Origin of the sequence: Aquimarina amphilecti, assembly GCF_900109375.1 — a bacterium.
Lineage (GTDB): Bacteria > Bacteroidota > Bacteroidia > Flavobacteriales > Flavobacteriaceae > Aquimarina > Aquimarina amphilecti.
The window spans coordinates 302767-315508 of sequence record NZ_FOAB01000005.1 but is presented as its reverse complement, the minus strand read 5'-3'; the positions used below and the strand labels follow the sequence as shown (position 1 = coordinate 315508).

Genomic DNA, 12742 nt, shown 5'->3' with positions numbered 1-12742 from the left:
TTGATTTAACTTAATATCTTGGATATAGACATTGCCAAAACACATATAACAACAAAATAACCTAAAAGTATGATGACTTCTCTTTTTCCTGCTTTATAAACTACCACTTCTAACCCTTCTTTTCTTTCTCGTTTAATTATCAAACTAATGGTGTACGCCACAATTATAGTTACCAAACATCCTATCGCATTCCACCAAAACCAAAAAATTTCAGGAACATACAACCATAAGTACATATTAAAAATAACACCAGCAACAATACCAATATTAGCGCCAAATGCATGTGTCTTCTTTGTTAAAATAGCTAAAATGAATGCCGCCAAAATTGGCCCGTAGAATATGGAACTAATCTTATTAATAACTTCTATAACTGTACCTTCTATATTACCCGCAAAAAAAGCAAAAAATAAGCATACTAAACCCCAAAAAACTGAAAGTAACCTTGAGTAGGTCACATATTTTTTATCTGAAATACCCGGCTTAAAACGTTTAATAAAATCCTCTAAAGTAACTGCCGATAGGGAATTTACTGTAGAGCTCAATGAAGACATTGCAGCAGACATAATGGCTACTATCAAAATTCCTATGATTCCATTAGGAAGATATTTTATGATAAATACAGGCACCATTAAATCAGCTTTTTTACCTTCCAAACTACTAATATTAGTTTGATATACGCTTTCCATTAAATCTTGGAACCCAACATCTTGAAAAAGAAGTGTTCCCAGCACTAATCCCATAATACAATAGGTAAGTGTTATAGGAAAACGAAGTAACCCATTGGCTAACAACAATTTCTTAATTGTTGGCATTCCTTTAGCCGATAACAATCGTTGTGATTGCGTTTGATCCGTACCGTAATAAGAAGCATACAAAAAGAATCCACCAATAACCATTGGCCAAAACCCAAACTCATCGTTTTTATTAGCATTATTGAACCCCCATTTTGAAAAATCTATAGCCGTTAATCTATCCTTGTCTACATGAGTTAGAAAATTTTCAAAACCACCTAATTCACTAATACCATAGATTAAACAGATAATTATTCCAAAGAAAAGAATACACATTTGTATAACGTCTCCCCAAATCACAGCTTTCATTCCACCTTGAAATGAGTATATCATTGTAATTGCACCAATAAGCATTATTGAAATCCAAAAATCTATCCCAATAGTCGCCTGTAAAATGAGTGCCATCGTGTAGACCATAACACCTGTTGCCACAGAACGACTTATTTGAAATACAAAACTTATAAGCAATCTCGATGATGCATCAAATCGTTTTTCTAAATACTCATAAACACTCACAATACCGGAATTATAAAGTGTAGGTATAATAGCAATTAATAAAAAAGCCATTGCAAGAGGCACCCCAAATTCATAGGTTAACCATTGTAAACCACCACCTTCTTTTAGCCCAACAAATGCAGGTGCGGAGATGAAGCTAATAGCAGATAATTGTGTAGCCATGGTGGACAAGCTTAATGGAAACCAACTCAAGGATTGTCCGCCCAAAAAATAATCCTTGGAATTTTTGTTTTCTTTGAAGAAATAGCCAATCCCCAAGAAAACTAGCAAATAAACTATAATGATAGTGTAATCTACATAATTCATAATTCTATGCTTTTATTTTTTAGCTTTTTACTTAATTGAAATTGCCCAAAAGCCTGCCATTCATTCCTTAAAATACTGAATAGTATAATATTTGCTCTCCCTTTTCCATCCAATGAAGGAATAAAATTTCGTAAAACTCCTTCTTCTTTACAACCTATACTTTTCATTGCTGCTATACTAATTTTATTTTTTATATGCGCTCCGAATCCTATCCGTTCCAGCCCTAAATACTCAAAAGCGAATTCCAGTAAAAGGTATTTACAGTTCTTATTTACCTGAGTGCCTCTAAAATCTTTACCATACCAGGTATGTCCTAATTTAATCACTCTCAATTCCTTCGAATAGTCATAAAATCTTGTCGTCCCAGCATATGCTTTTCTAGTTTTATCATAGACAATAAAGGGATATTCCTTTTCTATTTTCCGATTATCTATGGCATTTAAAAAATACGCCAACAACTCCTTTCGGTTTTCTCCTTTTTCAAGAAAAAAAGTCCAAATATTAGGGTCATTAGAAACTTTCAATAACTTTTCTATATGCTCTAAATTAAGAGGCATGAGCCTTACGTTATCATTCTCTAAAATATACTCTTTTGAAAAATCCAAAGCCTTCATATCTTAAATTTTAAAGACACTTATGAATGAATTAAATCTATTAACAAGGCAGCACTCCAAGAAAAATTGTTTCCACCATATCCAGCTTTTCCATTTTTATGCATTTCTTTTCTAGAATCAAAATATTCATAGAAGCCATTTTTCTCTATTATTTCTATAGTATCCTTTTTTATTCGTTCTGAGAGATCACTATATCCATATTCATTCAAGCCTCTATATAGCATCCAATTTAAATTCACCCAAACCGGTCCTCTCCAGTATTTTTTCGGATTAAATCGTTCGCTATCAGGATCAAAAGAAGCACACATATATTGATGACTTCCGCCAAACTTATCTATCATAATTTTAACCATAGACATAGCTCTTTCTTTAGTCGGGATACCTGCAAACAATGGAGAAAAAGAAGATGAAGAAACATATTTAAGTAATTTTTCATTTCTTAAATCATAATGCACATAAGTTCCTATTTCCTCATCAAACAATTTGTTGTTAAATGACTTTATACTCTTTTCTTGCCAATCGTGTAATTGCTTAATTTTATCTTTATTATTTCCGATCAGCGTATATAACTCAATAAGACTTCTATTCGATTTTATAAGAACTGCATTAAACAATGGATCCTGAATTAAAAAAGGAGACAGTTCTGCAATTTTCTTGTCGTCATAATTATGCTTTTTAGCAATCTCTATGATATGTAAATAATGATCATATTCTCTTTTTGAAGGGCGTTGTGAAGCGTCAACATGAGTTGTGTCTCGTCTTTCAAAAGTATACTCTGGAGGATTCATGGTGTCCCAAACATCATCCCAAATAGGAGAATTATCCGTGCCTGATTCCCAATTATGATAAATATAAACTAAGCCTTCATTTTTGGGATCTCTATTATTAAAAAAGTATTCGTGATTAAGATAAACTTTATCAATAACTGTTTCAATATAGGATAATGTTTTTACTTTATTTTGGCTGATTTTATATAATTCTTTTAATACAAATCCAGTAACTGGTGGCTGGGTCATTCCAGTAGTCTTATATTTCTTAGATGATTGTGGATGTAAGTCCGAACGGTGGAAATCTGCTCCAGGAAAATAAGAATCGGTTTCACTACGAAAAACAATGTGAGGAATAAACCCGTTTTCCCACTGAGCATCTAGCAGAGTTTCTATTTCTTTTTCGGCTTTATCCATATCAAAGTGCGCAAAACCTACAGCAATCAGACCCGAATCCCAAAACCACTGAAAAGGATACAAATTTGCACAAGGTATACTAAAACCATTTTTCCAGTTTTTATTCAAAACTTCGATTGCTTTTTTCTCTAATAATTTCATAGAATCTTTATATATAATTAATAAAACTCATCACCTACACGCAGCAGTAAGTGACGAATCCTAATTAAAACAACTTAAAAACTAAACGTGGCTGTCAGGAAAACTCTACGAGGTAAGATTGGTCTTCCAAAGAAAAACTCTCCATCATCTGATTGTCCTGCAATACCTGCTCTTGGATTACCTTCGGTAAGCCCTGAACTATTAAATAAATTAAATACAGAAAGCCCAAATCTAACGGAGTTATCACTCTGTATATTAAAAGTATAACCTCCTCCTAATCTCGCAATAGTAATAGCATCTAATTCTACATTATTCGTATCATCGGTAAACTTTGCACCTGTATGGTTTACACTAAAATTGGCATCGAACTTTTCATCATCGTAATTAACACCTATATTTCCTAAGAAATTTGGTTGTCGTCCTATCTCATTTCCTTCATTAATTGTAGAAGTTGTATTATTAACTAAATCTGTAGTCTCATTTTTAGTAATCTCATGATTTTGATACGTAAGTGTGGCGTTGATATTAAATGCATCAGACAAACGGTATTTCCCTGTAGCTTCAAGTCCAAAAGTTCTTGTAGTTTGTTCACTTCTGGCTTGATCAACTAATTGACCACCAGATATTGCCTGATCAATACGGATACGATCACTTAAGTTTACGAAATAACCTGCAACTGAGCCGGAAAAATTGGAAGTTCCAAACTTAGCCCCTAATTCTCCTTGAAGAATTGTTTCTGCTTCATAATTAGTTTCCCTAATCCCAGGTGTTGGTGCAAAACCTCTTTGTTGCGGAAAGAAAAACCCTCTCGAAAAGTTAGCATATAAATTAGTTGATTCAGTTAATTCATATAGACCTGCCAATGAAATAGCCCAATCCGTATCATCAATCTCACCAGTTGTAAAACTACCATCTGCAAAGCTAACATTCTGTAATGCTCCCGTTAGCTCTGGGTTATCATAAACTTGGGTTTCTTCTAAACCACCTCTTCTGAAGGTTCCTTGTGTATTTTCAATACGGATACCAACATCAAAACGCCATTTATCAAATACCATTTCATCTGTGAAATAAAATGCAGTTCTGCTTTGCGTCAAAAAATTATTAGATGTCATACCAATTCTATTGTATAAACCTCCTTCAGAATAAATAACATTGCCTCCCACACCATCAGTGTAACTTAAATTTACTAAACGGGGATTATTATTAAATTCTGAAAGTACTCTATATTGATAATTTACATCTTGAGCCTCTGTTCTAGCCAAATAAGTTCCCAGCGTAAACGTATGATTACCTCCGGCTGGCTTAAATATTAAGTTTGCCTCTCCAGAATAATCCGTCATTGGTCTTAAACGATCAACATGCAAATTCTCCACTACTAAATCATTAGGGTTAATTTGTTCTCCAGAACCCCCTTGATATGTAGCATCTACACCTGTATTTCCTGGTGCAACTTCTGCAATGTAGTTTGATAATGTTATAGGATTTCCAAAATCACCATTCCCACCAACATAAAGTGCAAAATTATGCTTGTAGTTGGCATATTTAGTTTTCGCTTTGAATTTTAAGTTATCGGTCAAGTTGTATTTAAAATCCGCCATTAAATATCCTCCTTGTGTAAAAACACCGTCATCAATCGGGCTTTCATAAACTCCTCCAGGAGTTAAGAAAGAAGTATTTGCCAACTCTCCAGATAAAAGCTGTTCGACTTCTTCACCATCATTACCATTAATGCGCTCTCTTGATCCTCCTTGAAGTGGTAATGGCAAGAAGAATTGTGCTCTATCATTAATAAATTGTCCATGTATCGTAAAAGAACCATTCTCAAATTTCTTTTTAATATTAGCTCTAAACTGAACACCTCTTGTAGTTAATCCAGTTTCAATTGGACCGTTATCTTTTCTAACAAAACCAGTTAACGCGTAGTAGGTATTAGAATCTTCACCACCTAATCTACCTCCTGTATAAAAATCAGTTTTTAACCTACCTCTATTTCCATATTCAAGGTTAATTACATTTTCGTTATTAGTATCTCCTGTTTTACTGGTATAATTTATAATCCCAGCAACAGATCCGGCTCCATAAAGCACAGCTGCACCTCCTCTTACAAATTCAACACCTTTGAATCCAATATCTGGACGAGCGTACACGTCATGTGCCGAAGAATTAAGGCCGAATGTACTCATTAATGGCATTCCATCGTACTGCAATGGATTAAATACATATTGGCCACCCGATGGAAGGCCTCTTACAAATAAATTTGTGGCCGTCTCTCCACCTCCACCTTCGGCAGTTATACCTGGTACATCTCGTAGAATATCTGCTTGACTATTCGCCGAAAGTTTAGTGATTTCTTCAATTCCTTTAGAGCTAATAGATAAAGGTGCCTGTTTTTGTGACCTAAAAGTAGAAGAGGCAGTAAGTACAACCTCGTCTAAACTATTACCTTCTTGTAAAACAATCTGAAGACTTATTGGTGATCCATTTAGTTCTATTAACTCCATATGAGTTTTAAAGCCTACATAAGAAACTTGTAGTGTTTTTGAACCTATGAGATCTGATGAGAAGTTAAAATTTCCGTCAAAGTCTGATATTGATCCCGAGTTACTATCTAGAATAGAAATATTTGCTCCAGGTATAGGTAAACCTCCATTATCCTTTACAGTTCCTGAAATCTCAGTTTGCGAGAACGCTATGAAAGTGCTAAATACATATAATAGCGTAATAATATATTTTTTCATTTCGAATAGATTTATGTGATGTTTGAGTCAAATCTATTGCTATATCACTAACAAAAATGCTAAAAAATTGTAATATTTGTATGCAAACGTTTGCGGGAACGATTGCGATTTAATTTTATGATATGAAAAAAGAAGTTACTACTCTAAAAATGTTAGCTCAGAGCTTAAACTTGTCAATTTCTACAGTTTCCAGAGCACTAAATGATCACCCAGACATAAATATTGACACCAAGGACAAAGTGAGACGTTTAGCACAATCTATGAACTATATTCCAAATATTTTTGCAAAAGGTTTTAGAAAACACAAATCCAATATTATTGGTGTTATAGTTCCCAATATCACTCATTATTTTACCGCTACCATAGTTCGTGGAATACTTGAACAAGCATCTAAACAAGGATATCGTGTCATTATTTCTGAGTCTAATAATGATGTTATTAAGCAAAATGAAATGCTTAATACTATGATACAATTTGGTGTGGATGGCATATTGGCTTCTTTAACAAAAATGACTCGAGACATAGACAATATATTGCCTATTATTGATACCCTTCCTTTAATTTTATTTGATAAAGTATCTGATAAAATTCCGTGTACACAGATCACGATCAATGATGAAGAGGCTGCTTTTAATGTTATTGAACATCTTATTAATACTGGAAAAAAGAGAATAGCTATAATTAAAGAAAGGGAGTTTTCTTATACTTCAGAAAAAAGGTATGCTGGATATTTACGAGCCCTAAAAGCGCATCAAATAGAAATTGATGAAAAAATTATTATTAGCGTTGATGATATCTCATTACAGCAAGGAAAAAGAATGACTAACACTTTATTAAGTATAAAAAAAAGACCAGACGCGATCTTTGCTATTACAGATAGTGCGGCTATAGGTGTAATTCAAACATTAAATAAATCCAATATCAAAATTCCAGAAGAAATAGCAGTAGTTGGATTTAGTAACTCCAAGCACTCCACGATTATTGAGCCTAAACTTACTACGGTAGATCAACCAGGCAATACAATTGGAAAAACTGCGATTAAATATTTAATTAGGGAAATTGAAAATGACGATACAAACGATATCACTATGAACAAAACTGTAGAAATAAAAACATCCTTAATTGTAAGAGAATCTACTTTCAAGATTTCTTAATTATCTACAAAAATGATTCAAGAAAAATCTTGCTTTATCTGACCTCTCAATAAAGAATATTTCTTACTAATAAAAAAGTTAAAACATAGTACACGTATTAGCTTTTACAGGGTTAAATGGACTAAGATTTATTATTTAACGTACTATAGATTTGAAAAAAATACTTTACTAGATCTAAAACTAACTTCAGGTTACGTTTCTAAATTAGGAACATTTTTTATCAATGTAGATCTAGTTTTTCCCTTTCTTTTATACTTCCTTCCATACCAAAGTAGAATTCCACTTACAGGTATTGACGCACAAATTAAGCTCACCAAAAAAGCAAGAATCTTTCCTATTATTCCACCAATTGCTCCAATATGAATGTCATAATTCATTCGGATTACTTTATCTGCAAAATTGGTGTTTTCGTACTTACCATAAATACTATTTGTTTCTATTTCTTTTAAAGTATTTTGATCAAAAAACAGATAATCCATATTATAATACAATCCTTTTGAATTACTAACCTCAACAAGAATTGAAGTAGAATCATTTTCTGGATAATGTAATTCAAAACTATGTGCATCCTTATAGTTACGTTGTAAAATAGGAATCAACTTATCATATTCAAAACTAGTAGTTTCCTTGGATACCATTGCTTGTTCGCTCTCTGGAATCACAAACCGAGGATCTTTATCGCCACCTGTAGCTTTATAAGCTATAAAATAAAACCAGTTAAAAGCCATCACACATCCAGTAAAAGCTAATATCAAACCAAACGATGAGATATAAAATCCGGTTACCGTATGGAGGTCAAAATTTTTCCTTTTCCATCTGGTTTTTTTATTCCAATCAAATTTTAATCTTTGTTTCCAATTCTTCTTATTTCGTGGCCACCAAAGAAAAAGACCACTTATGATGATAATTAAAAAAAGCAATACAGAATAAGAAACCACTCTAGAGCCGATAGCATCAGGTAACCATAGTCGTAAATGTCCTTTTAATATAAATCCAAAAAAACCCGCATCATTATCTATTCTTTTAATGAACTCGCCAGAATAAGGGTCTAAAAATACACTTTGGTAAAATATCTCTGGTTCTGCTTCATAAAAAACAACCTCAATCGCTTCATCTGGTTTCCCATAGATAACCCCATGAATCGTCTTTTTAGGAATCACGTTTTCTGCTAATTCTTTAATCATAGAGGCTTCTAAGAACTCTTGATCTTGAGGAGTAACATATTTATGATCATCATAGAAACTTTCTATTTCTTCTTTAAAAACCCATAAACAACCAGTAACAGAAACAATAAAAAGCACTACACCTGTAACTAATCCAAGTATTTTATGAAGTTGTAAAATTCTTTTACGTCTATTATTTCTTTTTTTTCCTGTCATTTATGGATTTATTAAATGCATGGGTCTGAAAAACCTCTACTTAGTCCTTTTACTCTGAACAAAGTCACTAAATAAAACACAACTACTTATTAATTTGACTTTGATCTTTCTGAGCTTCAAATGGGGGTATAAGCGTCAGAACAAAAGTTTTTGAAATTTCTCAGAACCCATATTTACATAGAGTCTAGTTGAGTTAATTACTAATTTTAAAGATCCCTTTAAGTCCTAGTCCAAGAACTTTAGCACCTTGTGTTGCAGTTGCGGTTTCAGGATCTACTATATACACATACGTATCTGTATCAGTAGAACTACTAATATACGCTTTACCATCTTCTACAAACATAGGAGACGTATATCGATGACCATGAGTTGGCACTCCAGCTATATCTGTAACAGTTTGGTTTATTAAATCTATCACTACCATTTTAAACACATCTTTTTTAAAGAATGCGCCCCATTCTCCAGCTCCATTAGTATCATCTACAATTATTCTTGCAATTGCCTTTCCGTTACCGACATAATCCATCCAGAACAACTTCCCGCCATTAATAGCTTCTTCTACATTAAAGAAATAACTTGAATCAAATTCTGTAGCACCACTATTAATTCTTAAAATTCCAGAAGGCTTAGAAGCAGCTGTAAAACCAGCACTCAATGCAGATGTAGAGAAAGAATAAATATCTCCATTTTCTGTTTGTTCAATACCTGTACTATGACCGTTTACTCCAATTGGACTGGTTCTATCGTCTTCAATTATTTTTTCTAATTCGAACTCTGGATAGTTAAATACTGCCACGTAAGCACGATCTACATCTGGAGTAATGAAAGAACCATCAGCCAACCATTTATGATATGAAACAAATAATTTTCCATCCCTAAGTACCATACCAGTTACCCAAGGAGTAGATCCTGGATTCGCTACGGTTCCATCACCCATATCGATATCTACAGGGTGTTCTTCAATCTTTTCTAATAAACCCGTCTCGGCATTTACAATATGAAAACGTTTATCAGAAAGCCCTCCATACGTTAATTCCACAGCCAATAATGTGTTCTCGTCTAATGCTGCATAATTATCTAGTGTAGATTGAAAAGCAAAATTTGCTTTTTCTTCTAATGTTCCCTCTTCATTTAAATGATAAGCAATACAAGTATCATCATCAGAATATCCCGCGGTAAATATCGTATTACCTGCTCCGTGGAAAAATCTCCAACCTTTTAATGGAATTCCTTGACCTTCTACCGAAATTTCACCGGTTGTTAAAGATTCTAATGATGGTAATTCTAAAATATAATCCACAGGACTTGCATCTCCAACAGGAAATGCCTCAAATCCTACAACATATTTAGATACTGCTATTGGATCTGGATCAATAGGTGTATCTCCATTATCATCACTGCTACATGATATAACCATTGCGGTTATTGCTAAAAGTAGCATTACATTTATTATCCATTTTATTGTTTTCATTTTATATGATTTTTGATGTTTAATATTTAATTTGATATATAGTATCTTAGTTTTACATAAAAGGCTCTTCCAGGTTGTTGGATTTCGAAATTGTCATAAATTTTAGCGTCCATAATATTTCTAGCTAAAACAGATATATTATAACGACCATCACTAAATGAATATCCTAACTCTAGATTATGTGAAATCTGTTCTGGTATGATATCTCTATCTTCTGGATTTCCTTCTACAAAAGAGGTAAGTGGGTAATCATGCACATAATAGGTGTTCCAGGAAACGTTTAATTGATCGTTTACAGCAAGTACATTATTGAATTTACCTCCAATACGAGCATTTCCAAATACATATGGAATATTTGCTATTCGTTGATTTTTCAAAAAATCAACACCTGCATTTTCTCCAGCATTTCTGTCAATGATATTTTGATAGGTGGCATTCAGATCCAAAAAGAATGCATCATACAACATTCTTATTTCCCCTTCGACACCTGTACTTCTAGCATCAGCAGTATTAAAGTATCTAGAAAAGATTCCTTCGGATCTAATGGCTATAAAATTCTCAGATTCTCTAAAAAATATGTTAGTGTCGATCTGAAGTTTTAACCCATTAATATCTGTATTAAAAAGAGCTCCTAGATTAGCGTTGTAACTTTCTTCTGGTAATAACGCTGGATTAGATTTCAATAAAAATCCATCCCCAAATACCTCATAACCTTCAGGAATTCTAAATGTTTTTTCAAAAGATCCTTTAATCTGAAAATTATCAAGGATTTTATAAGTAGTAGCAAAGCCATATCCCAATTCTTCAAAAGTATTTTCGAACCTGGTAAACCGATCTTCTTCTACATTGGTGAATAGGTCTTCCAAAATTCCTTCTGAGTTTAGAAGGTATCCTTTAGAAAAAAAAGAAGTACGCCATCGTGTATCTAAAAGATCAATATCGTAAGAAAGACCAAGTATATTTTTATTAACTATATGAGGGTCCTGAAATGCAATTCTTCCGGTTCTGGCATCATCTTCTCCTCTACGACGAATATAATTTTTAGTATAATTAGCGCTTAGAGAATGTACTTCATTAAAAGTATATGTGGCTAACGCATTTATTAAATGTAGGTTATCTTTAAACTTAAATAATGTTTTGCTGGCTTCAAATTCTCCAAGTGTTTGATCTCCTCGCTCTATAAAGTTTCCAAACCAATCATATTTTCTAGAAGAAGTATCTACGACCCTTTCATTATTTTCTGTTAGAGCACCATAAATTTTTAGTTTCAGCTTTTCATTAAAAAGATTATTTTTTTCGAACTCGATAGATCCTGAAATAATATCATTTTCAGTAAATACTTCCCCAAATGGATTCTGCGGATCAATAGGGTGCTGTATTTCGTTTTCGTTTGCAGATGCAGTAAAACCTAAAATCAATCTATCTGCGTATGATTTATCAACTAATCCAGTTTGTATCCGTATCATCTGAGAATTATATGCATCATGAAATCTTTCTACATTATCTCTGCGGATGCCGGTATCATTTCCTAATTCATCCCTAACTTCAATATCATCAATAGTATAGTTATTATCAGAATAATTATAAAATGAGGACAACTGAAACATCCATCCATTTTTATTATAATGTTGTCCATTTATAGTAGCACGATGTGTATTAAAAGATCCTATATCATAAGACACATCTAGAAAATCTTTTTTATGTTGATTCGTAATAATATTAACTGCACCGCCTAATGCATCTGCTCCTAAATGTATCGGGACTACACCTTTAAAAACTTCTGCTCTTTCTACGAGTGTAGCAGGAAAATTATTTAGAGATAAAGAACTTCCAAAATTCTCTATTGGAATACCATCGATAAAAAACTTCACTTGCTTCCCTGATAATCCATTTAAAGAGAAATCAAAAGCAGCCCCTAGTCCTCCTCTTTGTCTAACATTTACTCCTGGTATTGTTGTTAAAACAGCATTGATATCTACACTACTATTTTTTAATCCTTTGGTTTCAATAACCTCTACTTCAAATGCTCTTTCTTTAGTCTTTTGAGCAGCCGTTTTCCATTTAACTATAACATCATTTAACTCTTCTATACTTTGATTGAGAACGATCCGAACATATCGCTCATTAACTCCATTTACGGTAATATAAGAAAGCTTTGTTTGGAACCCTACAAAACTAGTTTTTAGAGTATAAACTCCTTCGGGAAGTGAAAGTGTAAACTTACCGTCAAAATCACTGCTGGTCCCTATATTTTTTAGGTCAACAACCTTGATAGACGCTTCGGGTATTGGATTAGAATTTTGATCCATAACAATCCCTTGTATTACCTCTTGACTTTGGCAAAAGAGTGTAATTAAAAGCATCAAAAAAACACTATTTTTTCTTTTTAAAATAACCACTGACTGTAACAATTTTTTATTTATTTTTGCGATCTAATATTTATCTATT

8 protein-coding genes are annotated in these 12742 nt (G+C 33.0%); 1 reads left to right on the top strand and 7 read right to left on the bottom strand.

The features are described from left to right. Positions 1-5 precede the first annotated feature (5 nt). From BMY33_RS14835 to BMY33_RS14820, 4 genes are all read right to left on the bottom strand, one after another. A complete protein-coding gene (locus BMY33_RS14835) occupies positions 6-1613 on the bottom strand; it encodes a sodium:solute symporter family protein (protein WP_091410027.1) in 1608 nt (535 codons plus the stop codon). Then, a complete protein-coding gene (locus BMY33_RS14830; RefSeq protein WP_091410025.1) occupies positions 1610-2227 on the bottom strand; it encodes a GNAT family N-acetyltransferase in 618 nt (205 codons plus the stop codon). Before BMY33_RS14830 ends, BMY33_RS14835 begins: the two co-directional genes overlap by 4 nt. 20 nt (positions 2228-2247) lie before the next feature. Continuing rightward, positions 2248-3552 carry an MGH1-like glycoside hydrolase domain-containing protein gene (locus BMY33_RS14825; RefSeq protein WP_091410023.1) on the bottom strand — a complete coding sequence of 435 codons (1305 nt, stop codon included), beginning with the start codon at positions 3550-3552 and terminating at the stop codon, positions 2248-2250. A 74-nt stretch (positions 3553-3626) separates the two neighbouring features. Beyond that, complete coding sequence (locus BMY33_RS14820; RefSeq protein WP_091410021.1) at positions 3627-6290, bottom strand: TonB-dependent receptor domain-containing protein; 2664 nt, start codon at positions 6288-6290, stop codon at positions 3627-3629. Between the two features lie 122 nt (positions 6291-6412). On the opposite strand from BMY33_RS14820, the gene BMY33_RS14815 reads away from it, so the two are divergent. After that, positions 6413-7444: a LacI family DNA-binding transcriptional regulator gene (locus tag BMY33_RS14815; RefSeq protein WP_091410019.1), complete on the top strand. Its 1032-nt coding sequence runs from the start codon at positions 6413-6415 to the stop codon at positions 7442-7444. Between the two features lie 191 nt (positions 7445-7635). On the opposite strand, the gene BMY33_RS14810 is transcribed toward BMY33_RS14815, so the two are convergent. The 3 genes from BMY33_RS14810 to BMY33_RS14800 form a co-directional block, all read right to left on the bottom strand. After that, on the bottom strand, positions 7636-8823 hold the full coding sequence (locus tag BMY33_RS14810) for a PepSY-associated TM helix domain-containing protein (RefSeq protein ID WP_091410016.1): 1188 nt from the start codon (positions 8821-8823) through the stop codon (positions 7636-7638). Positions 8824-9016: 193 nt separating this feature from the next. Continuing rightward, positions 9017-10294 carry a DUF4374 domain-containing protein gene (locus tag BMY33_RS14805; protein WP_091410014.1) on the bottom strand — a complete coding sequence of 426 codons (1278 nt, stop codon included), beginning with the start codon at positions 10292-10294 and terminating at the stop codon, positions 9017-9019. A gap of 26 nt (positions 10295-10320) precedes the next feature. Next, the gene (locus tag BMY33_RS14800; protein ID WP_091410012.1) at positions 10321-12657 is read right to left on the bottom strand and encodes a TonB-dependent receptor; all 2337 of its coding nucleotides are present in this window, start codon (positions 12655-12657) and stop codon (positions 10321-10323) included. Positions 12658-12742: the final 85 nt, after the last annotated feature.